Genomic DNA, 22942 nt, shown 5'->3' with positions numbered 1-22942 from the left:
TATGGATATACAAATTCTTCAAAAACAAGCAGATACTTTAAGATTTTTAAGTGCAGATATGATAGAAAAAGCTAATTCAGGACATCCAGGGGTTGCATTAGGTTTGGCCGATGTCTTAACAACCCTTAGTCTTCATTTAAAACACAACCCTAAAAATCCCAATTGGCTTAACCGCGATAGACTTGTCTTTTCAGGAGGGCATGCAAGTGCTTTAATTTATAGTTTTCTTCATCTTTGTGGCTATGATTTAAGTTTAGAAGATCTTAAAAATTTCAGACAACTTCATTCTAAAACTCCAGGGCATCCAGAAATTTCAACATCGGGTATAGAGATTGCCACAGGACCATTAGGACAAGGTGTAGCTAATGCTGTAGGTTTTGCAATGGCAGCAAAGAAAGCGGCTTGTTTATTAGGAGAAGAGCTTATCAATCATAAAATTTATTGCTTTTTAGGAGATGGGGATCTACAAGAAGGAATTTCTTATGAGGCTTGCTCTTTAGCAGGACTTCATCAACTAGATAATCTTATTTTAATTTATGATAGTAATAATATATCCATAGAAGGTGATACTGCATTAGCTTTTAACGAAAATGTAAAAATGCGTTTTGAGGCACAAAATTTTGAAATTCAAGAGATAGACGGACATGATTTTAATGCTATTAATGAAGCTTTAATTTTAGCTAAAAATTGCAAAAAACCTAGTCTTATTATAGCCAATACAAAGATTGCAAAAAAAGCTTTAGAACTTGAAGGATCACATAAAAGCCATGGATCTCCTTTGGGAAAAGATATTATTAAAAGAGCCAAAATAAATTCAGGTTTTAATCCTGAACTTAACTTCGAAATTCCACAAGATGTAAAAATTCGCTTTGAAGGGGCTATAGAGCTTGGGGATTTAGAAGAAGCTAAATGGAAAGTAAAGCTAGAAAACAGTGATAAAAAAGAACTCTTAGAAGAGCTTTTAAATCCTGATTTTTCAAAAATTATTTTCCCTGATTTTAAAGATAAAGACTTAGCTACAAGAGATAGCAATGGAGAAATTTTAAATATCTTGGCCAAAAATTTGAAAGGTTTTCTAGGTGGAAGTGCAGATTTAGGACCTTCAAATAAAACAGAACTTCACGATATGGGAGATTTTATAGAAGGTAAAAACATTCACTTTGGCATAAGAGAACACGCAATGGCAGCTATTAACAATGCTTTTGCAAGATATGGATTATTTTTGCCTTTCTCTGCCACATTTTTTATTTTTAGCGAATACTTAAAACCTGCTGCAAGAATAGCAGCTTTAATGAAAATAAAACATTTTTTTATCTTTACTCATGATAGCATAGGGGTTGGGGAAGATGGTCCAACCCATCAACCTATAGAACAACTTAGCACTTTTAGAGCTATGCCAAATTTTTTGACTTTTCGTCCAGCAGATGGAGTTGAAAATGTAAAAGCTTGGAAAATTGCTTTAAATGCAGATATTCCGAGTGCTTTTGTATTATCACGTCAAAAATTAAAAGCATTAAAAGAACCTGTTTTTGGAGATGTTGAAAATGGGGCCTATTTGATTAAAGAAAGTCAAAATGCTAAATTTACTCTTTTAGCAAGTGGTAGCGAAGTTAATCTTTGCCTAGAAGTTGCGAACGAACTTGAAAAAAATAAAATCTCGTGTAATGTCGTTTCTATGCCTTGCTATGAACTTTTTAAAGAACAAAATAAAGATTATCAAAAAAGATTATTAAAAGGTAAAGTTATAGGTGTAGAAGCGGCTAATTCTAATGAACTTTATGAATTTTGCGATGAACTTTATATTATGAAAAGCTTTGGGGAAAGCGGTAAAGAAAAAGAAGTATTTGAGCATTTTGGATTTAGCGCTTCAAAACTTTGCAATTTTTTACTTAAATTATAAAATGTCTTGCTATTTTAAACTTCAAGAAGAAGAAAATTTAAACAAACTTTTAATTTTTGGAATTTGGGATAAAACAAATCTTCCAAAAATTAAATTTCATAAACAACTAAATCAAAAAAATGTTGTCATTGATTTTACCCATTTAGAATTTATAGATACTGCTGGAGTAAGGTTTTTTCTAGCTCTAGAACATGACTTAACCCAAAGAAATATCAAAGTCCAAAAACTAAACCTAAATTCTAATTTTTCTCATTTTTTTACTTTATGCGAAAAAAATTACACAAGAATTTATCCCAAAAAACAAAGTAAATTATCTTATAAAGATTATTTTATTAGCATTGGTGTATCAAGTATAAATTTATTAAAAACATTTAGACAATTTTTTTATTTTTTAGGTGCATTTTTTAGCTCTTTATTTTTTTGCATAATTAATCCTAAAAAATTTAGATTTATTGCTTTTTTATATCATATAGAAGATTCTATACTAAAAGCTCTTCCCATTGTAATTTTAACTGCTTTTTTAGTGGGAGTTGTATTAGCCTATCAAGCTGCTTATCAACTTGCTCAATTTGGGGCCAATATTTTTATCGTCGATTTAATAGGAATTTCAGCCACAAGAGAATTAGCACCCCTTATTGCAGCAATTATTATAGCAGGGCGTAGTGCAAGCTCTTATACAGCACAAATTGGGGTGATGAAAATCACAGATGAAATCGCTGCTATGAATACTATGGGATTTAATTCTTTTGATTTTATTGTTATCCCAAGAGTTATGGCTTTAGTTTGCGCTATGCCTTTAATAGTTATTATAAGCGATATTGTAAGTATTTTAGGGGGAATTATTATTGCAAAATTAAGTCTTGATATAAATGCTGGAGAATTCTTAAGACGCTTTAGAGAGGCTATTGATTTTAAAAATATACTTATAGGGATTATTAAAGCTCCTATATTTGGATTTTTAATAGGAATTATTTCTAATTTTAGAGGATTTAATGTAGCAAAAACAACCCAAAGTATTGGAATTTATACAACAAAAAGTGTTGTTGATACTATTTTTTGGATCATAGCATTTAATGCTATATTTTCTGTATTTTTAACTAAAATTGGATTTTAATGATAATAAAAGCACATAATATCACAACCTATTTTGGATCAAAACTTATTCATGATAAAGTAAATTTCGAAATCAAAGAGAATGAAATTTTTGGAATTTTAGGCGGAAGTGGGAGTGGAAAATCAGTTCTTTTAAAACAAATGCTTCTTTTAGAACATTTTGATAGTGGCGAATATGAAATTTTAGGATTTAAATTAAGAGGTATTAGTGAACAAGATGCTCTAACTTTACGTAAAAAATGGGGAGTGGTTTTTCAATTTGCTGCACTTTTTAGTTTTTTTTCTGTTTTTGAAAATATAGCCACCCCTTTAAGAGAATATACCAAATTAGATTTTAATGCTATCGAAGAAATTGTCCATATGAAAATTAAGATGGTAGGTCTTGATGAAAATGTCTTAAAACTCTATCCTAGTGAGTTAAGTGGAGGTATGCAAAAAAGAGTCGCTATTGCTAGAGCTTTAGCACTTGATTCTAAGCTTTTATTTTTAGATGAGCCAACTTCTGGACTTGATCCTTATAGCAGTCGTGCTTTTGATGAACTCATCTTAAATTTGAAAAAAAGTTTTAATTTAAATATCATCTTAGTAACTCATGATAAAGATAGTATGAAAACCTTACTTGATCGCTTTATTATTTTAGAAAATAAAAAAGTTGCTTTTATAGGAACGTGTGAAGAGTTAAAAATTCAAAATCAAGAACTTTATAAAAGATTTATGGAGTAATTATGGAAAATAAGGCAAGTTATTTTTGGATAGGACTTTTTGTTTTTAGCATTTTCTCTTTTAGCTTTATTTTTATTATATGGTTTCAAGGATATTCAAAAAATGAAGAATTTAGCTATTACGAAATTCATACTCAAGAATCCGTTGCAGGATTAAGTGTAAAAGCACCCGTAAGGCTTTTAGGGGTTGAGATAGGAAATGTTGAAAAAATTAGTATCAATGAAAAAGATAATTTAAGTGTAAATATACTCATTAAAGTAAAAAAAAATACTCCGATTAAAGAAGATACCTTTGCTACTTTACAACTTCAAGGTATAACAGGACTTAAATTTATCCAGCTTCAGGGCGGAAGTAAAAATTCTAAAAGATTAATAAGCACAAAAACATATATTCCTATTATAAAATTCAAAGAAAGTTTTTTTACAGCAATTGATAAGCAAAGCGAACATATTTTTTCCCTTGTAAAAACAGCTGATAATAAATCAAAGATTTTACTAAGTGATAAAAATTTAAAAAATGTAGAACTTATTTTGCAAAATTTAGCCACTTTAAGCTCAAATATCAATCAAAATTTTAATCTTTTAAATGAAAATTTAATATCTACTAGCAAAAAATTAGGAATTATGGCTGATGAAGTTAGCATTCTATCTAAAAACGCTAGATTAAGTCTTGAAAATATCAACAATAGCTCTATTTTATTTAACAATTTTATAAAAAAAGCTGACAATAAACTTGAAAACTATGATGATCTTCGCTTCTCATTGCTCTCTAATCTAGAACTTTTTAAAATTTTACTTTTAGAAAGCAATCAACTCTTAAAAGATTTAAGAAGAAGTCCCTCAGATTTAATATTTAAAGACAATAAGCCAAAATTAGGACCAGGGGAGTAAAATGAAAATTATATTATTATTTTTTATATTCATATTCTTAAGTGCTTGTTCAATTAAGTCTACAGATATATCTCAAGAGTTTATATTAAAAAGCAATGAAAGAGATTTTAATCAAAGTTTTAAAACTACAAATCAAACTCTAAAAATTTTAGATTTTGACGTTCCTTTATATTTAAATTCAAAAAATATAACTTATATTAAAGATGATATAAGCGGTATTTATGCCTATCATTTTTGGGCAGATACTCCAAACAATTTATTGCGTTTTATACTACTTGATAAATTGGAAAAAAGTCATCTTTTTAAAGCCTTGATTGGAAAACATAGCAAAATAAGTGCTGATATTGCACTAGAAGGACGCATAGATTCTTTTGAACAAATTCTAAACAAAAATGATAATTACGTAAAAATTAATATAAGTCTTAATTTAATCAATATAAAAAATAATACTTTAATATCTCATAAATATTTTACCATTAAAGAAAAAGTTGCAAATAATAATCCAAAAGAAATTTCTAAATCTTTCGAAGAAGCTTGCAATAAATTAAGCAATGAAATTATTATATGGATAAATAATTCCCTTTAATAAAAGGAATAATATTTGCTTTCGTTTTGAGAAATATTTAACGAAGGATCAAAATGAATGGATTAAATACACTTAAAAAACATTTGGGTGAAGTTAAAGAAATGAGTCGCTTTGAAGCAAAGCAAATTTGTTCTCAAATTAATGATGCCAATGATTTTATTGGGGCTTTGCAAGTTTTAGATCTAACTTTAAAAAAAGTTTCTCAAAATATCGATCAAAGACTAAATTCTAATGAACTCGATGATATCCAAAAAAGAACTTTAGATGCTAACACTTCAACTCTTATACAAAATTGCTCTTTTATGGGAACGGCTTTATTTGGAAATATTTTTAATGTTTATGCAGGAGAGCAATTTTTTGAATTTGAAATTACAAATCCCTTATTAATGCTTGAAAATAATGGATATGAAGGAATTTTATCTTATATAGAAGATAAAAGAGATGAGATTAAGACTATTTTAAGTCAATTGGCAAATATTATAGCTACTGGCTCTATAAATAATAACAAACCTTACGATACACAGACTGCAAATTTTAAAAATTTATTTAGATAAATTCTTAATAGAAATTCTATTAAGAATTTTAATCTTGAAAATTTAGATCCCAATCAATCGGAGTTTTATTAAGACTTTTTAGAATTTCATTGACCTTAGAAAAATGTTTACATCCTAAAAATCTATTTCCAGCTAAAGGACTAGGATGCGCAGCTTCTAAGACAAAATGTTTTTGCGTATTAATTAATCTTTTTTTATTTTTAGCAAAATTTCCCCAAAGTAAAAATATAAGATTTTCTTTTTTATTATTTAAATTTAAAATTACAGCATCGCTAAATTCTTGCCATCCCCAATGACTATGACTTGCCGCTTTTCCCGCCTCTACACTAAGAACAGAATTTAACAATAAAACTCCTTGTTTAGCCCAAAAACTCAAATCTCCGCTTTTTGGAATGCTTATACCTAAATCATTATTTAACTCTTTATAAATATTTATTAAACTTGGAGGTATTTTAACTCCATTTGGCACAGAGAAACTAAGCCCCATAGCTTGATTAGGCTGATGATAGGGATCTTGTCCGATTAAAATAACTTTTAGAGTATGCAAAGGGGTAAGATTAAAAGCATTAAAAGTTAAATTAGATGGTGGATATATAATCTTATTTTCTTTTTTAGCTTCTAAATATTTTCTTTTAAGCTCCAAAAAATATGGTTTAAAAAATTCATCTTTTAAGAATTCTTTCCAATCATTATTCATTTTGATTTGATGAAAATTAATATTTAAATCTTTCATTATTTTCCTTAAAATACTTTAATTAATTGTAACAAAATAAAAATGATTTTTATATTTTAAAATATATTTAATTTTTTATTTTTAACACAATAAAAAATTAATAATTAATTTTTTATTAATTAATTATTAACTATTATTCTATTATAATATTTATTATAAATTTATTTTTTATAATAAATTATTTTCAAACAAGAAAGGTTGATGATGAGTATAAGAAAAGAACATGATTTTATTGGAGAATTAGAAATTCCTAATGATGTTTATTATGGAATTCAAACTTATAGAGCTTTGGAAAATTTTCATATGAGCGGAAGAAAACTCAAAGAGTATCCTTATTTTGTTAAAGCTTTTGCACAAGTTAAAAAAGCAGCTGCTTTAGCTAATAAAGATTTAGGAATGGTTGAAGCCAATAGGGCTGATTTTATAGCAAAAGCTTGTGATAGAATTATCAATGGAGAATTTCTAGATCAATTCGTCGTTGATATGATACAAGGCGGGGCTGGAACAAGCACCAATATGAATGTAAACGAAGTTATAACGAATGTTGCACTTGAAATGATGGGGCATAAAAAAGGAGAATACCAATATCTTCATCCAAACGATAATACAAATTTTGGTCAATCTACCAATGATACTTATCCAAGCTCGATTAAAGTAGCAGTTCATGCCAAAATGGGTGATTTGTTAAAAGCTATGGAAATTTTAAAAAATGAATTAGAGATTAAAGCTAAAGAATATAAAGATATTTTAAAAATAGGTAGAACAGAACTTGAAGATGCGGTTCCAACCACTTTAGGAAATACCTTTAATGCTTTTGCAAGTTATATAAAAAGTGATATAGAAAAAATAACAAAAGCAAGAGAATCAATGACTTATCTCAATCTAGGTGCAACTGCCATAGGAACAGGAATTTGCTGTCATCCAGATTATAAAAATCTAGTTGAAAAGTATTTAAGCGAGATTACAGGAACTACTTTTAAACCTGCTGAAGATTTTATAGCAGCCACTCAAGATACAGGTGATTTTGTACATGTTAGCGGAGCTTTAAAAACTGCTGCAGTTAGACTCTCTAAAATTGCAAATGACTTAAGACTTATGAATTCTGGCCCAAGATGTGGTTTAAGTGAAATTAATTTACCTCAATTGCAACCAGGAAGCTCCATAATGCCAGGCAAAGTAAATCCAGTTATTCCTGAAGTTGTTGGAGAAGCTTGTTATGAAGTAATAGGAAACGATGTTACAATTTCACTTTGCTCAGAAAGAGGAGAATTTGAACTTAATGCATTTGAACCAGGCATTGCTTATGCTTTATTCAATTCTTTAATCCTATTAGAAAATGCAATGTTAACTTTAGCAAATAAAGCTATAAAACATTTAACTGCTAATCCGCAAAATTGTAAAGAAACTATGTTAAATTCTGTAAGTTTAGTAACTGCTCTAAATCCTTATATAGGCTATGAAAACTCAGCTTCAGTTGCCAAAGAAGCTTTACAGACTGGAAAAAAAGTAGCTGATATTGTTTTAGAAAGAAAACTTTTAACTAAAGAAAAACTAGATGAGTATTTAACCCCTGAAAACATGTTAAATCCGAGCATAGAAAAATAAAGGATTTCTTATGGGTTTAGATATAATCTTGCAAATAGTTGTCCTTCTTGGTGCAATATTTATAGGTATTCGCTTAGGTGGAATTGCTATAGGTTATGCTGGTGGATTAGGAGTTGTAATTTTAGGTCTTTTTTTAGGACTTAAACCAGGAAGTATTCCTTGGGATGTTATTTTAATTATTGCTGCTGCTATTGCAGCAATTTCTGCTATGCAACAAGCTGGTGGTCTTGATTACATGGTAAAAATGACAGAAAAACTCTTAAGGGCTAATCCTAAATTTATAAACTACCTCTCTCCAGCTTGTGGATGGTTGCTAACCATTCTTGCTGGAACTGGAAATGCTGTATTTTCTTTAATGCCTGTAGTTATAGATGTAGCCAAGTCTCAAAATATAAAACCAAGTGTTCCTTTATCATTAATGGTTGTTTCATCTCAAATCGGAATTACTGCAAGTCCTGTAAGCGCTGCTGTTGTTTATATGAGTGGAATTTTAGAGCCATTAGGGTGGAACTACCCTACTTTATTGGGAATTTGGATTGCTACAACTTTTATTGCTTGTATGGTTACAGCTTTTATAATAAGTCTTATAACTCCTCTAGATTTAAGCAAATGCTCAATTTATCAAGAAAGATTAAAAGCAGGACTTGTTAAAGATCCAAATGAAATTTTACACGCTGAAGATAAACCTGGTGCTAAACTTTCCGTAGGAATCTTTTTAATTACTGTTTTAGCTGTAGTTCTTTATGCCACAGCAATATCAAGTAATATAAAATGGATCGATCCAGTAATCATACCAAGAGATGCGGCTATTATGAGTTTTTTACTTACTGCAGCAACTCTAATCACTTGGCTTTGTAAAGTTGAACCATCTAAGATCATTGAAACAAGTGTTTTTAAATCAGGTATGACAGCTTGTGTTTGCGTATTTGGTGTAGCATGGCTTGGAAATACTTTTGTAAGTGCTCATGAGGCAGGTATTAAAGAAGTAGCGGGCGACTGGGTTAAACAAGCTCCTGCTATGTTAGCTGTTGCATTTTTCTTTGCTAGTATGCTTTTATATTCTCAAGCAGCTACAGCAAAAGCAATAGTACCTGTTATAATAACTGCTTTAGGAATAAGTGCAACAAATCCTCATGACTCTTATATGCTTGTAGCTTGTTTTGCGGCCGTTTCTGCTCTTTTTGTTCTTCCAACCTATCCAACACTTTTAGGTGCAGTACAAATGGATGATACAGGGTCAACAAAAATTGGAAAATTTATTTTTAACCACTCTTTCTTTATTCCAGGTGTTTTGGCTATTGTGATTTCTGTATCATTGGGATTTTTAATAGTTTCTTTACTATAGCTTATATTAAATAACCCTTTTTAAGGGTTATTTATTTAAATTTTGATATATTTTAAAATCCAATTTCAAGGATTTTTATGTATCAAAAATTGATAATTTTATCTTTTCTTTTTCTAACTGCTTGTTCAACCTATCAAGAAAAAAATATTACATATCAAAAAGTTTTATTTTCTAACAACTGTAATGATACTTTTTTAAAAGAACAGATGCAAGAACTCAATCAAAACAAAGACGTTATTTTTGTTGGATTAAATTCGGGCTATATTGCAAGAGATTGCATGAAATTTAAACTAAGCAATGAATTTTTTGATAAAGTTGAGCATTCCTATAAATATGACGTAGATTTACAGAGCTTTAGCACAAAAAGCACTCAATTTATCGGAAAAACTTTAATCAATGATACAATTTCAGACTATGAAGGCTCTTGGTATGAACGCACTATGGTTAATGTATACAAAGGGTTAAATTTTATGAGTCTTAAAGACTTTGAAAATGCCAGAGTTGAATTTAATCGTGCTTTAATGCGTCAAGAAAAAGCCAAAGAATATTTTGAAAATGAAATAAAACAACAAATAGAACAAGCAAAAAAAAATGAAAATTATAAACAAAACATAAAGGAAAATCTTCAAGTTATAGAAAAACAATATAATCATTTATTTGACGATTTTAATGCGCAAAAAAACTATACAAATCCTTATGTTACTTATATTTCTTCTGTTTTTTTCTTTATGGATAAGGATTACAAAAAAGCCTATGATTTATTAAAAGAAGTTTATATTATTTTCAATAAAAACGAAGAAATAGATAAAGAATTTAAAATTTTTGAAAAATACTCAAACTCTTTAACCCCATCAAAATTAAAAAAGTACATTTTTATTGTTTATGAAAATGGCTTAAGCCCATCTTTGGATTCATTTGACTTAACCTTGCCTTTTATTTTTGAAAATAAAGTAGTAAATACAAGCATTTCTTTTCCTACATTAAAAAAAAGAAATGCCTCATTTGAATATCTAAAAGCAAAAAATCTTAATGATGATTTCAAAAAAACACAAAATTTATTTAATTTTGATCAAGTGGTTGCTAGCGAATTTCAGGCTACTTTAACCCCAAAAATTATTAAAGCTTTATTATCAGGTGCTATTAAAACTGGTATAAATTTAACAATTGCAAAAAATGATAGCAGTGGAGTTTTAAATCTTGCAAGTAATATTTTCACCATTTTGACAACAAAAAGCGATTTAAGATTTTGGAATTTCTTGCCTAAAAATGCCCAAATTATAATGCTTGAAAATGATGGTTTTATAGAAATTTATAATGATAACAATATGGAAATTTTTCATCAAGATTTAGATAAAAATAAAAATATTTTAATACTAATAAGGTCTTTTTCCAAAGAATTTCCAGCAAGAATTTACAAAATGGAACATTAAAAATGATATAATACTTTAAGGAGGCAATCATGAAATTAATTTATATTTTTACCATATTTATAGCATTATTTTTTACAGCATGTAAAGCACCAATTTATACAGATGGAAAAGCGAGTCAAAAAAAACAAGGAGATGCATTAACCCTAGGACTTGATAGAGAAGATTTTGAAAAAACCGCAGATATAATGGTTCAAAGTATGCTTAATGATCCAGCATTTGCCAATATCAAACAAGGACAAAGAAAGGTTATATCAATAGGAAAAATAATCAATGACACGCCACAAAGAATAGATACAGATAAATTAATAAGCAAAATTACTATAGCACTCAGAAAATCTGGTAAATTTATACTAACAACAGCAGTAGCAGCAGGAGGAGCTAAAGATGAGATGAGTGAAGCAGTAAGAGAGCTTAGAGATAATGATGAATTTAATCAAAATACTATTTCAAAAAAAGGTACTTTAATAGCTCCTGACTATTCTTTAAGTGGAAAAATTCGCCAAGATAATGTAAAATTAACAAATGGAAAAATCCAAGCAGAATATTTTTTTCATCTAACAATCACAGATTTAAATTCAGGACTTGCCTACTGGGAAGATGAAAGAACTATTGATAAAACTGGATCAAATAAATCAGTAACTTGGTAAATGAAAAAACTTCTTTTTATTTTTATTCTTTTTTCTTCACTTTTTAGTGGAGAAAACAATATTTCCAATACCTTACCACATGAAAGAAGCATCATACAAAAAGTAGCTATAGGCATAGGGAATGGAAAAAACGAAAATGAAGCTCTCAATAATGCCTTAATTGATGCTATTTCTAAACTTAGAGGCATAACAACGGCGAATCTAAAACAAGAATTTAAAAATATAGATATTAATATTTCATCTTTAGTTCAAATTTCACAAAGCTCAAATACAACTTTACAAAATATTAGCAATGGATATATAAACGATTATAAAATTAATAAAATTGAAAAAACAAAAAACGGATGGAGTATCGAAATTTTAGCTTACAAGTATACTTTTGAAAAAAGCAAAAAAGCAAAAATCATTGTTTTAAATCCAAACAAAGAACTAGGAGAAAATTTAGAACGAGCCTTAAATGAAACTTTAAGTAAAAATAAAAATTTTCAAGTTTTAGAAAGAAAAATGGATTTTAAAGATGAGGACAAACTTCTAAAAAATGAACAAAGCTTAGATGAGGAAAAGTATAAATTTGGCAATGTTTTAATTACAGATTATATTCTAGAATTTAAATTTGCTAATACTTCAAAAATATCTCAAAATAAAATTTCATACTATAAAAATGAAAAAAAATCATTGGATATTTCTTATAAATTAATTTTTTATCCGACAAGAGAAATAGTTCTTTTTAAAACCATAAACACAAATTTAACTTTTAATGATAATAAAAAAGAACAAAAAGCTTGGAAAAAAATTGCCGATAAAATAAATGAGGATTTAAATAATTTATTTTCCAAAAACGTTATCTTAAATCTTCAAGAAGAGAACTATTTAAGTGGAAAAGATGCTAATTATCAAATTGATAAAGACGGAGGGTTGAATTTAGGATTTTAACAAAAATTAAAGTTTTTTTTATATAATTAAAGTTTTTTAAAGCCATTAAAGCTTTTAAATCCAAGAATTTGGTGCTTTATGGTAACTTACCTTAAAGGAAAAGTAATATGTATGCTATTATCAAACATAGTGGAAAACAATATAAAGTTGGCATTGGTGATGAATTAAAACTTGATCATTTTGAAGCAGAAATCAAATCGAGCATAGAAATTAATGAAGTTTTAGCCATCAACGATAAAGATTTGAAGGTAGGTGCACCTTTTGTAGCAGGTGCAAAAGTTGTCTTAGAAGTTATATGTCACGGAAAAGATAAAAAAGTTATTATTTATAAAAAAAGACGCAGAAAAGACTCTAAACTAAAGCGCGGTTTTAGAAGACAATTTACTCGCGTTAAAGTCATAGATATTAAAGCTTAAGGAGTAAAAATGGCACACAAGAAAGGTCAAGGTTCAACTCAAAACAATCGTGATTCTATAGGACGTCGTTTAGGTGTTAAAAAATTTGGTGGAGAATTTGTTAGAGCTGGAAATATCATCATTCGTCAAAGAGGGACCGCAACTCATGCTGGAAACAATGTAGGCATGGGAAAAGATCATACGCTCTTTGCACTCATTGATGGTTTTGTAAAATTTGAAAGAAAAGATAAAGACAGAAAAAAAGTTTCTGTTTATCCTGCATAATTCTAGGCTTTTTGCCTAGAAATCTCTATAATCTCATTCATCTTGTAATCTTAAAAAATTATACTAAAATTTCAAATAATACAAATAATACTTAGTTATTGTAAAAATCTATTTCTTTTAAGTTTAAATTTATGGGGGGGGGTATAATGCTTATTTTAAAAATATTCTAAAATAAGGAGACTTAATGAATAAAAAAATTAATCCCAAAGATAATGCTTCAAATATGCAAAATTCAAACTCAGGAAACAAAGGCACAAACAAACAATACGATCAAAACCAAGGAAATCGTGGCAAGCAATTAAATCCCAATCAAAAAAAGTAAATTAAAAATTTAAAAATAAATTTAAATTTTTAAAACCGATAAACCTTATGTTTTAAAATTCGAAAGAATAATTTCTTTCGAATTTTATTTTTATTTTTCTTTTGATATACTTCTTTTAAAAATTTCTTAAGGTTATAAATGTTTATTGATAGTGTTAAAATTACCTTAACTTCAGGTAATGGAGGCAAAGGAGCCGTAAGTTTTCGCCGAGAAAAACACGTTCCATTAGGAGGACCAGATGGAGGTGATGGTGGAAGTGGCGGAAATATTTATTTCATATGTGATAATAACACGCATACTTTGGTTAATTTTAAAGGTAAAAAAGAATTACGTGCTCAAAACGGATCTCCTGGAATGGGACGCAATAAAAATGGTAAAAAAGGTGAAGACTTAAATCTTATTGTGCCTGAAGGAACTCAAATCATTGATGCAAATACAAATGAAGTCTTACTTGACTTAACTAAAGAAGGGCAAAAAGAACTCTTTTTAAAGGGCGGAAAAGGTGGACTTGGAAATACACATTTTAAGCACGCAACCAACCAAAGACCTGATTATGCACAACCTGGAATAAAAGGAGAAAGTCGCTTAGTAAGACTTGAATTAAAACTTATTGCCGATGTGGGACTTGTAGGTTTTCCAAATGTAGGAAAATCAACCCTTATAAGTGTAGTATCTAATGCCAAACCTGAAATTGCAAATTATGAATTTACAACACTTACTCCAAAATTAGGATTAGTGGATGTAGATGAATATAACTCTTTTGTCATGGCTGATATTCCAGGTATTATAGAAGGAGCAAGTCATGGAAAAGGCTTGGGGCTTGAATTTTTAAAACATATTGAAAGAACAAGTTTTTTACTCTTTGTGCTTGATCCCATGAGAGAAATGAGTTTAAAAGAACAATTTATTATTTTAAGAAATGAACTTAAACAATTTTCGTCTAAACTCTATAAAAGAAAATTTGGCATTATGATTTCAAAAAGCGATAGTGTAAATTTAGGTAAAGAATTTGCTAAACAAATAGCTTTAAATTCACAAGAACTGCAAAATTATTTAGAAGAAATAAATAATATCCAAAGCTTTTTAATTCAAGTATCAAGCCTTGAAAAAACAGGACTTAAAGAACTTAAGTTTATCCTTTTGGAAGAAATTAAAAATTTAAGAAGCAATGAAAATGAAAAATAAAAATTTTATTTATAAGTTTAGTTTGCTCATTAATAATCCATAAATCAAATAAAATAACAATATATTTAAATTTTAAAAGGTTGCATATGCAAAGAATAGTTATAAAAGTAGGATCACATGTAATTAGCGAAGAAAAAAAATTAAGCTTAGAACGTATTAAAAATTTAGTAGAATTTTTAGCCAAGCTTATGGAAAAATATGAAGTGATCTTAGTTACCTCAGCAGCCATTTCAGCAGGACACACTAAACTTGATATAGACAGAAAAAATCTCGTCAACAAACAAGTTTTAGCAGCCATAGGACAGCCTTATTTAATTAGCGTTTATAATGAATTTTTAGCTCATTATAATAAAATTGGGGGGCAAATTTTACTTACAGGAAAAGATTTTGATTCAATAAAGGCTACAAAACATGCTAAAAATGCTATTGATGCAATGATAAATTTAGGAATTTTGCCCATTATTAATGAAAATGATGCCACAGCCATAGAGGAAATAGTTTTTGGAGATAATGATAGTCTAAGTGCCTATGCAACTCATTTTTTTGATGCAAATTTACTTGTGATTTTAAGCGACATAGATGGCTTTTATGATAAAAATCCTAGTGAATTTAAAGATGCTAAAAGATTAAATAAAGTTGATAAAATTCTTGACTCTTGGCTTGATATGCCAGTAAAAACAGGAAGTGAGCACGGAACTGGGGGCATTATCACCAAGCTAAAAGCTGCTAAATTTTTACTTGAAAATAATAAAAAAATGTTTTTAGCAAGTGGTTTTAATCTAAATGTAGCCAAAACATTTTTACTTGAAAACAAACAAATAGGCGGAACTTTATTTGAAAATTTTTAACACATAGCTTTACATTGAAATAAAGCTAATTTGCAATGATTAAAATATTTTTAAATATCTTTAAAAAATTCCTCTATTTTTACATTTAAAACCTTTGAAATTTTATAAAGATGTTCAAGATTAAAATGTATATTTTATATCCTGCTTCAGCTCCACCTACTAAAGAACAAGATTTATAACCTATTTCAAGACTTAAATCAAGTTGTGATAGACCTTTTTCTTTTCTTATTCTAGAAACATTTTTTGCAATTTTTTTATAAAAATCATCTATTTCATTTTTATTAAACTGATAAGTCAAATTCTAAACCTAAATCTATTATGATAGATTAGGTATATTTATTTTATAATTCTTTATCACTCTATTATAATAGATTAAAAGGCTTATATGATGCTTAGAAAAATTAAATATGACAATGGTATAAGAGAAATTTATTTAGGAAATTTTAGAATTTTAAAATATAAAAGATATGAAACTTTTTTAGAATTTAAATTCAAACAAATGCAAGAATTTTTACTTGATCATACTCACATAAATAAAACAAATAAAAAAGGTATTTATTTTTTACTGCTTTGCTCAATAGATCCTGCATTGCCCAAAAATACCGTAAGTTTTTTTATGATTTTTATTTAAGAAGTCAAAAAAAGAAAAACTTATATTTATAGATAGTGGTGCTCGCGTAGGAGTATTTAGTGATGCACTTTAGCTTGTGAGAATTTGCTATGCTTTTGAATCAAGTATTCATTTATACGCTTTTTTAAAAAATTTATACAAAGATAATCAAAATTTAATTTTATTCAATAAAGCTCTTTCTAATAAAAACGACAAAACTTTTTCAAACAGATGATAATATAGTAAGTGATGGTGGAAATATTCTTAAAACAGATTTTAATGGAGAAAATTTCTATGAGGTAGAACTAATCAATTTTTGTGAATTTTTAAGCGAAATTTTAAAAAAAGAAGAAGAAATCACATTGATAAAATTAGATATAGAAGGAGCTGAATTTGATATTTTAAATGATTTAATTGATCAAAAACTTTATAAAAAATAAAATACATTATAATAGAAACACATGAGCGTTTTTTAATGATGGGATACAAAAAATTAATTTATTAAAAGAAAAGATAAGAAAAAATAATATCACAAATATATTTTTGGATTAGATTTGATAATAAAAGTTTAATTTCTTCTTTATTATAATTACTTTTTAAATTATACAAAAGTAAAAAAATGAAAAATATTATCTTTATGGGCACACCCCATTATGCAACTTGTATTTTAAAAGAATTAATAGGTCAAAAATTTAATATTTTAGCTCTTTTTACTCAGCCTGATAAAGCAGTAGGAAGAAAACAAATTCTCACCCCAAGTCATACAAAAGCTTTTTTACTTGAAAACAATATTAATATCCCTATTTTCACTCCTACAACTTTAAAAGATGAATCAGTTTTTAATGAGATTTTCAAATTAAACCCTGATTTCATTGTGGTTGCTGCTTATGGAAAAATCTTGCCTAAAAATATCCTAGACATTGCACCTTGTATTAATTTACATGCTTCGCTTTTACCAAAATATCGTGGGGCTTCTCCTATACAAAGTGCTATTTTAAATGGAGATAAAAAAAGCGGAGTTTGCACTATGCTAATGGATGTTGGACTTGATACTGGGAGTATCCTTGAGAGCATAGAATGTGATATAAAAGATAAAAATGCTATAGAAGTTTTTGAACTTTTAGCTCATTTAGCAGCAAAACTCTGCGTTAACACTTTAAAAAATTATAACTCTATTGTTCCTGTAGCACAAGATGAAAATTTGGCAACATATTGTAAAAAAATTAAAAAAGAAGATGGTTTAATTACCTTAGATAATGCAAAAAGAATTTATCAAAAACATTTAGCTTTCATTCCTTGGCCTGGAATTTTTTTAAACAATGGTTTAAAATTTTTAGAACTTGAACTTGTAGATGAATTAAAACAACATAGCAAAGAAGCACAAATTTTAGAATTAGAAAAAGAAAGTTTTCTACTCGCTTGCAAGCAAGGAATTTTACGTATCAAAAAAATTCAAGAAAATGGAAAAAAAATTTTAGACGGACGCACCTATCTTAATGGAAAAAGGCTTAAATGTGGAGATTATTTGTATTGATAAAATAGCTTCAACTCATCTTTTTTTATGTGATGAAATTCGAAAAAATAAAATAAAAAAGAATCTTGCTATTTATGCACTTGAACAAACAAATGGTATTGGAAGCAGAGAAAACTCTTGGCAAAGCTCTAAAGGGAATTTACATCTTTCTTTTTGCATTGATAAACAAGATCTTCCCAAAGACTTGCCTTTAGCTTCTATAAGTATTTATTTTGCTTATTTGTTAAAAGAAATTTTAGCTCAAAAAGGATCAAAAACTTGGCTTAAATGGCCTAATGATTTATATATAGAAAATAAAAAAATTGGAGGAATAATAAGTACAAAAATAAAAAATTTTATTATAGGCGGAATAGGCCTTAATCTAAAATATTGTCCAGAAAATAGCTCTTTATTGGATATTGATATAAAATTAGATGAGTTAATTTCAAAATTTATAGAAACTTTAATGCAAAAAAAATTATGGAAGAATATTTTTAGCAAGTATATGATAGAATTTGAAAAATCAAAGCAATTTAATGTCCATTATGAAGGAAAAATCTTTTCTTTAAAAGATGCTCTTTTATATGAAGACGGATCGATATTATTAAATAATAAAAAGGTATATAGTTTAAGATGAGCGAAGTTATAACAATTGCAAACCAAAAAGGCGGGGTAGGCAAAACGACAACTGCTGTTAATCTAGCTGCTTCGTTAGCTGTTGCTGAAAAAAAAGTTTTATTAATAGACGTAGATCCCCAAGCAAATGCAACTACTGGACTTGGATTTAATAGAAATAATTATGAATATAATATTTATCACGTTTTCATAGGAAAAAAAAAGCTTTCTGATATTATTTTAAAAACTGAACTCAATCAACTTCATCTTGCTCCTTCTAATATAGGATTAGTTGGTATAGAACAAGAACTTGCTAAAGGCGAAAACAATGAAAAAAAAGTTGTTCTTAAAAACCAGCTTAAAGAAGTAGAAAATGAGTATGATTTTATTATTATAGATTCCCCTCCAGCATTAGGAAGTATTACTATTAATGCATTTGTTGCAAGTGATAGTGTGATTATACCTATACAATGCGAATTTTATGCCTTAGAAGGTGTTGCAATGGTTTTAAATACCATTAAAGTAATTAAAAAAACTATTAATCCAAAATTGAAAGTAAGAGGTTTTTTACCAACAATGTATAGTTCTCAAAATAACCTTTCTAAAGATGTAGTTGAAGATTTAAAGCAAAATTTTAAAAAACAACTTTTTACAATCAATGGGAATGAAAATGATTTTATAGTTATACCAAGAAATGTAAAACTCGCTGAAAGTCCTAGTTTTGGTAAGCCTATTATTCTTTATGATATCAAATCGCCTGGTTCTTTAGCATATCAAAACTTAGCTTATTCGATTTTAGGATAAAACTAATGGGCTTAAATAAAAATAAAGGTTTGGCTACACTTATTGGCGATATGGATGAAGTTTATAGCAAAGAATTGGGTCTTGATAAAAATAAAACAATTCAGATTCCAGTTGAAAAAATTAAAATTAATCCCTTTCAACCAAGAAAATATTTTAATAAAGAAGCTTTAGACGAATTAGCAAATTCAATCAAGCAATATGGACTTATTCAGCCTATTATAGTTTTAAAACAAAAAGATCATTATACTCTTGTTGCAGGAGAAAGAAGGCTTAGGGCATATAAAATGTTAGGATATGAAAATATACTAGCTCTAGTTTCAGATGCCAAAGAGGAAAAATTAAGAGAATTAGCACTTATAGAAAATATCCAAAGAGAAAATTTAAATCCTATTGAACTTGCAAATTCATACAAAGATCTAATAGAAGTTTATGAAATTACTCAAGAAAATTTAGCATCGCTTGTTAACAAAAGTCGTGCTCAAATTACTAATACTTTAAGACTTCTCAATTTAGATTCAAGCACACAAAAGCTTATTGTTGAAGGAAAAATTTCACAAGGACATGCAAAAATTCTTGTAGGATTAAATAAAAAAGATGAAAAAATGATAACAAATAGTATTATTGGACAACAATTAAGTGTCCATGATACTGAAAAAATCGTTAAAAAAATTAAAAATCAAGAGGCCATTAATTTAGAAAATGATCTTGAATTTGAAACTGAATTTAAAGAACTTATAAAATTATTGAATAATAAAAACTTTAAATGCAAGAAAAGCAAAAAAAACCTTATTATACATTTAAAAAATATTGATATAATAAAAAAATTAAAACAAATAATTGAAAAAATTAATTGAAAAATTATTTTTTATGAGATATAATATCCAGATTTTAGAAATTTAAAACTATCAAGGAGTTTTATGTTTGATGATGTTCATCCTTCTGTAATACTAGCAACTATTTTTATATTTCTAGCCATGATAGTTATTTTAAATTCTATGCTTTATAAACCTCTTTTAAAATTTATAGATGAAAGAAATGATTCCATAAAAAATGATGAAAATAAAGTGAAAGAAAATTCTCAAGAGATTTTGGATGTCAATCAAGAAGTGGAAGAAATCCGTAAAAATACAAGAGAAGAAATTTACAAAATCAAGCAAGAAGCTATCAATAAAGCCAAAGAAGAAGCCAACGAGCTTATAAAGCTTAAAAAAGAAGAAATTGAAAATAAAATGCAAGAATTTTACAAAGATTTAGAAAATGAAAAACAACAATTAAAAGAAAGTCTACTTGAATACTTGCCAGAATTAAAACAAAGTCTTCAAAATAGCATCAAAAAAATCTAAGGATAGTAATGCAAAAATTAAAGTTTTTACTTTTTTTACTTCCTGTTTATGTATTGGGAAGTCCTAGTGGTAATGGAGATTATGATATAATACCAAGAGTTGTTAATTTCTTAATATTTATAGCTATATTATATTATTTTATAGCTACTCCACTTAAGAATTTCTATAAAAATCGTATTTTTCAAATTTCTTCAAAACTAGATGAAATTCAAAGAAAGTTATTGGAAAGTAAAACTAAAAAATTTGAAATGGCTAAAAAACTTGAAGAAGCAAAAATCGAAGCATCTAATGCATTAAATCATGCAAAAAAAGAAGTAGAAATTTTGGTTCAAAAAGTTAAAGATGAAGCTCAACATGAAATTAATTTACTTAATAAATATTTTGAAGAACAAAAAAATTACGAAATTAAAAAAATAGAGAAAGAAGTTATATCTCAAATACTATCAGAACTATTTAAAGAGTCAAATACAATTTTAAAACAAGATGATATGATTGATATTATTATGAAAAAGGTATCTTAATGGCTGATAAACTTGTTGCTAGAAAATATGCAAAAGCTATTTTATCAAGAAAAGATTTTGAAACATTTTATAAAAATTTATGCATAATTCGCCAAGCTTTTTATGCTCCTCATTTTATAAATATATTACAAAATACACAAATACACAAAGAAAAAAAAGTTGAATTGATACTTTCTTTTATCGAACAAAAAAATCCTTACTTTGAAAATTTTATTAAACTTTTAGCGCATAATTCTAGACTTTCATTTATTCCTGAAATCATTGAAGAACTTCAACAACAAATATGCTTTCAAAATAATACCTATAAAGGGGTCGTTTATTCTAAAAAAATTCTTGATACAGAAATTCTAAAAAAAATTGAAGAACAGTTAAAATCTAAACTGCAAGTTCAAATTAAACTAGAAAATAAAATTATAGATAGTAACGAAGTTAAAATTGATATAGAAGATTTAAATTATGAAATATCTTTTTCTATGAAAACTTTTCAGAATAAAATTAGTGAATTAATATTGAAAACTATTTAAGGAGAATAAATGAAATTTAAAGCCGATGAAATCAGCTCAATAATTAAAGAAAAAATTGAAAACTTTGATTTAAATCTCGAAATTGAAGAAACTGGAAAAATTATTTCTATTGCAGACGGGGTTGCCAAAGTTTATGGGCTTAAAAATATCATGGCCGGTGAAATGGTTGAGTTTGAAAATGGCGAAAAAGGAATGGCTTTAAACCTTGAAGAAAGTAGTGTTGGTATCGTTATTCTTGGTAAAGGTGAAACTCTAAAAGAAGGAAGTAGTGTTAAAAGGTTAAAAAAACTCTTAAAAGTTCCAGTAGGAGAAGCTTTAATAGGTCGTGTAGTTAATGCCCTAGGAGAACCAATTGATGGAAAAGGTTCTATTTCTAGTAGCGAATCACGTTTTGTAGAGGAAAAAGCAAAAGGGATTATGGCTAGAAAAAGTGTTCATGAACCTTTACAAACAGGTATAAAAGCTATTGATGCTCTTGTTCCAATTGGTCGTGGTCAAAGAGAACTTATTATAGGAGATAGACAAACTGGAAAAACAACAGTTGCAATAGATACCATTATCAATCAAAAAGGGCAAAATGTTATTTGTATCTATGTGGCTATAGGTCAAAAACAAAGCAATGTAGCTCAAGTTGTTAAAAAATTAGAAGAACACGGAGCTATGGAATACACTATTGTTGTAAATGCTGGAGCTTCTGATCCAGCGGCATTGCAATATCTTGCACCTTATTCAGGGGTAACAATGGGAGAGTATTTTAGAGATAATTCTAAACATGCTCTAATTGTTTATGATGATCTTAGTAAGCACGCTGTAGCTTATCGTGAAATGTCTTTAATTTTACGCAGACCTCCAGGACGCGAAGCATATCCTGGTGATGTTTTCTATCTTCATTCAAGACTACTTGAAAGAGCAAGTAAATTAAATGACGAACTAGGTGCAGGATCTTTAACAGCTTTACCAATAATAGAAACCCAAGCAGGAGATGTTTCAGCTTATATTCCTACTAATGTTATTTCTATTACTGATGGACAAATTTTTCTTGAAACAGATCTTTTTAACTCAGGAATTCGTCCAGCTATTAATGTTGGATTATCAGTTTCTAGAGTTGGGGGCGCTGCGCAAATTAAAGCAACTAAACAAGTTTCAGGAACCTTAAGACTTGATCTTGCTCAATATAGAGAATTACAAGCTTTTGCACAATTTGCAAGTGATCTTGATGAATCAAGTAGAAAACAGCTCGAACGTGGTCAAAGAATGGTTGAAATTTTAAAACAACCTCCTTATTCTCCTTTAGCTATTGAAAAACAAATTATTACTATTTTTGCCGGAGCTAAAGGATTTTTAGATGATATTGCTGTTTCTGAGATTAGAAATTTTGAAGAAGGAATTTATGTATTTATTGAATCAAAATATCCAGAAATTTTTGAAGAAATTCGTTCAAAAAAAGCTTTGGATAAAGAATTAGAAGAAAAAATAAGCAAAGCTATTAATGAATTTAAATCAAACAACTTATAGGGT

The 22942-nt window shown here is 27.9% G+C and carries 28 protein-coding genes; 26 read left to right on the top strand and 2 right to left on the bottom strand.

Annotated elements, in window-relative coordinates:
* Nucleotide 1: 1 nt before the first annotated feature.
* Genes tkt through CNZW441b_RS00685 form a run of 6 tightly spaced genes read left to right on the top strand, consistent with a single transcriptional unit; the run spans nucleotide 2 to nucleotide 5766 of the window.
* On the top strand, nucleotides 2-1900 hold the full coding sequence (gene tkt, locus CNZW441b_RS00710) for a transketolase (protein WP_216681414.1): 1899 nt from the start codon (nucleotides 2-4) through the stop codon (nucleotides 1898-1900).
* Between the two features lies 1 nt (nucleotide 1901).
* Nucleotides 1902-3014 (top strand): ABC transporter permease, encoded by a 1113-nt coding sequence (locus tag CNZW441b_RS00705; protein WP_131186414.1) that lies wholly within the window; start codon nucleotides 1902-1904, stop codon nucleotides 3012-3014.
* Complete coding sequence (locus CNZW441b_RS00700) at nucleotides 3014-3736, top strand: ABC transporter ATP-binding protein (RefSeq protein ID WP_131164051.1); 723 nt, start codon at nucleotides 3014-3016, stop codon at nucleotides 3734-3736. Before CNZW441b_RS00705 ends, CNZW441b_RS00700 begins: the two co-directional genes overlap by 1 nt.
* Nucleotides 3737-3738: 2 nt before the next feature.
* Nucleotides 3739-4626 carry an MlaD family protein gene (locus CNZW441b_RS00695; RefSeq protein ID WP_131164050.1) on the top strand — a complete coding sequence of 296 codons (888 nt, stop codon included), beginning with the start codon at nucleotides 3739-3741 and terminating at the stop codon, nucleotides 4624-4626.
* A 1-nt stretch (nucleotide 4627) separates the two neighbouring features.
* Nucleotides 4628-5212 carry an ABC-type transport auxiliary lipoprotein family protein gene (locus CNZW441b_RS00690; RefSeq protein WP_131164049.1) on the top strand — a complete coding sequence of 195 codons (585 nt, stop codon included), beginning with the start codon at nucleotides 4628-4630 and terminating at the stop codon, nucleotides 5210-5212.
* A 53-nt stretch (nucleotides 5213-5265) separates the two neighbouring features.
* Nucleotides 5266-5766, top strand: a complete 501-nt coding sequence (locus CNZW441b_RS00685; RefSeq protein ID WP_131164048.1) for a flagellar FLiS export co-chaperone — start codon at nucleotides 5266-5268, stop codon at nucleotides 5764-5766.
* A gap of 28 nt (nucleotides 5767-5794) precedes the next feature.
* Here CNZW441b_RS00685 and ung read toward each other — a convergent pair whose 3' ends face one another.
* Entirely contained in the window at nucleotides 5795-6499 is a 705-nt protein-coding gene (ung, locus tag CNZW441b_RS00680) for a uracil-DNA glycosylase (RefSeq protein ID WP_131165760.1), read from the bottom strand.
* Nucleotides 6500-6703: 204 nt separating this feature from the next.
* Here ung and CNZW441b_RS00675 point away from each other — a divergent pair, with 204 nt between their 5' ends.
* From CNZW441b_RS00675 to proB, 10 genes are all read left to right on the top strand, one after another.
* The gene (locus CNZW441b_RS00675; RefSeq protein WP_131165761.1) at nucleotides 6704-8104 is read left to right on the top strand and encodes an aspartate ammonia-lyase; all 1401 of its coding nucleotides are present in this window, start codon (nucleotides 6704-6706) and stop codon (nucleotides 8102-8104) included.
* Between the two features lie 10 nt (nucleotides 8105-8114).
* On the top strand, nucleotides 8115-9449 hold the full coding sequence (locus CNZW441b_RS00670; protein WP_200218334.1) for an anaerobic C4-dicarboxylate transporter: 1335 nt from the start codon (nucleotides 8115-8117) through the stop codon (nucleotides 9447-9449).
* A 77-nt stretch (nucleotides 9450-9526) separates the two neighbouring features.
* A complete protein-coding gene (locus CNZW441b_RS00665; protein WP_131186416.1) occupies nucleotides 9527-10879 on the top strand; it encodes a COG3014 family protein in 1353 nt (450 codons plus the stop codon).
* Between the two features lie 29 nt (nucleotides 10880-10908).
* Nucleotides 10909-11526: a penicillin-binding protein activator LpoB gene (gene lpoB / locus CNZW441b_RS00660; protein WP_131164043.1), complete on the top strand. Its 618-nt coding sequence runs from the start codon at nucleotides 10909-10911 to the stop codon at nucleotides 11524-11526.
* The gene (locus tag CNZW441b_RS00655; RefSeq protein ID WP_131164042.1) at nucleotides 11527-12459 is read left to right on the top strand and encodes an LPP20 family lipoprotein; all 933 of its coding nucleotides are present in this window, start codon (nucleotides 11527-11529) and stop codon (nucleotides 12457-12459) included.
* A 107-nt stretch (nucleotides 12460-12566) separates the two neighbouring features.
* Complete coding sequence (gene rplU / locus CNZW441b_RS00650) at nucleotides 12567-12875, top strand: 50S ribosomal protein L21 (protein ID WP_131164041.1); 309 nt, start codon at nucleotides 12567-12569, stop codon at nucleotides 12873-12875.
* Nucleotides 12876-12884: 9 nt separating this feature from the next.
* Nucleotides 12885-13139 carry a 50S ribosomal protein L27 gene (gene rpmA / locus CNZW441b_RS00645; RefSeq protein WP_066778460.1) on the top strand — a complete coding sequence of 85 codons (255 nt, stop codon included), beginning with the start codon at nucleotides 12885-12887 and terminating at the stop codon, nucleotides 13137-13139.
* A gap of 184 nt (nucleotides 13140-13323) precedes the next feature.
* On the top strand, nucleotides 13324-13461 hold the full coding sequence (locus tag CNZW441b_RS00640) for a hypothetical protein (RefSeq protein ID WP_166683057.1): 138 nt from the start codon (nucleotides 13324-13326) through the stop codon (nucleotides 13459-13461).
* Between the two features lie 138 nt (nucleotides 13462-13599).
* Nucleotides 13600-14646: a GTPase ObgE gene (obgE, locus tag CNZW441b_RS00635; protein WP_131164040.1), complete on the top strand. Its 1047-nt coding sequence runs from the start codon at nucleotides 13600-13602 to the stop codon at nucleotides 14644-14646.
* An 86-nt stretch (nucleotides 14647-14732) separates the two neighbouring features.
* Nucleotides 14733-15494, top strand: a complete 762-nt coding sequence (proB, locus tag CNZW441b_RS00630; protein ID WP_200218329.1) for a glutamate 5-kinase — start codon at nucleotides 14733-14735, stop codon at nucleotides 15492-15494.
* An 85-nt stretch (nucleotides 15495-15579) separates the two neighbouring features.
* Here proB and CNZW441b_RS00625 read toward each other — a convergent pair whose 3' ends face one another.
* Nucleotides 15580-15792 carry a hypothetical protein gene (locus CNZW441b_RS00625; RefSeq protein WP_342367111.1) on the bottom strand — a complete coding sequence of 71 codons (213 nt, stop codon included), beginning with the start codon at nucleotides 15790-15792 and terminating at the stop codon, nucleotides 15580-15582.
* Nucleotides 15793-15882: 90 nt separating this feature from the next.
* Between CNZW441b_RS00625 and CNZW441b_RS00620 the strand changes: the two genes are divergently transcribed.
* From CNZW441b_RS00620 to atpA, 10 genes are all read left to right on the top strand, one after another.
* Nucleotides 15883-16125, top strand: coding sequence for a hypothetical protein (locus CNZW441b_RS00620; protein ID WP_216681413.1), 243 nt, complete (start codon nucleotides 15883-15885; stop codon nucleotides 16123-16125).
* Nucleotides 16126-16292: 167 nt separating this feature from the next.
* Nucleotides 16293-16544, top strand: coding sequence for an FkbM family methyltransferase (locus tag CNZW441b_RS08255; protein ID WP_216681593.1), 252 nt, complete (start codon nucleotides 16293-16295; stop codon nucleotides 16542-16544).
* A gap of 179 nt (nucleotides 16545-16723) precedes the next feature.
* Nucleotides 16724-17638: a methionyl-tRNA formyltransferase gene (gene fmt, locus CNZW441b_RS00610; RefSeq protein WP_216681412.1), complete on the top strand. Its 915-nt coding sequence runs from the start codon at nucleotides 16724-16726 to the stop codon at nucleotides 17636-17638.
* Complete coding sequence (locus CNZW441b_RS00605; RefSeq protein WP_216681411.1) at nucleotides 17601-18254, top strand: biotin--[acetyl-CoA-carboxylase] ligase; 654 nt, start codon at nucleotides 17601-17603, stop codon at nucleotides 18252-18254. The genes fmt and CNZW441b_RS00605 overlap by 38 nt, the downstream gene beginning before the upstream one ends.
* Nucleotides 18251-19036: a ParA family protein gene (locus CNZW441b_RS00600; RefSeq protein ID WP_131164035.1), complete on the top strand. Its 786-nt coding sequence runs from the start codon at nucleotides 18251-18253 to the stop codon at nucleotides 19034-19036. Before CNZW441b_RS00605 ends, CNZW441b_RS00600 begins: the two co-directional genes overlap by 4 nt.
* A gap of 5 nt (nucleotides 19037-19041) precedes the next feature.
* Nucleotides 19042-19890 (top strand): ParB/RepB/Spo0J family partition protein, encoded by an 849-nt coding sequence (locus CNZW441b_RS00595; RefSeq protein WP_216681410.1) that lies wholly within the window; start codon nucleotides 19042-19044, stop codon nucleotides 19888-19890.
* A 63-nt stretch (nucleotides 19891-19953) separates the two neighbouring features.
* Nucleotides 19954-20379, top strand: coding sequence for a FoF1 ATP synthase subunit B' (locus tag CNZW441b_RS00590; RefSeq protein WP_131164033.1), 426 nt, complete (start codon nucleotides 19954-19956; stop codon nucleotides 20377-20379).
* Between the two features lie 8 nt (nucleotides 20380-20387).
* Nucleotides 20388-20900 (top strand): F0F1 ATP synthase subunit B, encoded by a 513-nt coding sequence (locus tag CNZW441b_RS00585; RefSeq protein ID WP_131164032.1) that lies wholly within the window; start codon nucleotides 20388-20390, stop codon nucleotides 20898-20900.
* Complete coding sequence (locus CNZW441b_RS00580) at nucleotides 20900-21424, top strand: F0F1 ATP synthase subunit delta (protein ID WP_131164031.1); 525 nt, start codon at nucleotides 20900-20902, stop codon at nucleotides 21422-21424. The genes CNZW441b_RS00585 and CNZW441b_RS00580 overlap by 1 nt, the downstream gene beginning before the upstream one ends.
* A gap of 9 nt (nucleotides 21425-21433) precedes the next feature.
* Complete coding sequence (gene atpA / locus CNZW441b_RS00575; RefSeq protein WP_131164030.1) at nucleotides 21434-22939, top strand: F0F1 ATP synthase subunit alpha; 1506 nt, start codon at nucleotides 21434-21436, stop codon at nucleotides 22937-22939.
* Nucleotides 22940-22942: the final 3 nt, after the last annotated feature.

The organism is Campylobacter novaezeelandiae (assembly GCF_018968685.1).
Classification (GTDB): domain Bacteria; phylum Campylobacterota; class Campylobacteria; order Campylobacterales; family Campylobacteraceae; genus Campylobacter_D; species Campylobacter_D novaezeelandiae.
Note: the sequence above shows the minus strand (reverse complement) of the source record. Positions and strands in the feature narration are given on the sequence as shown.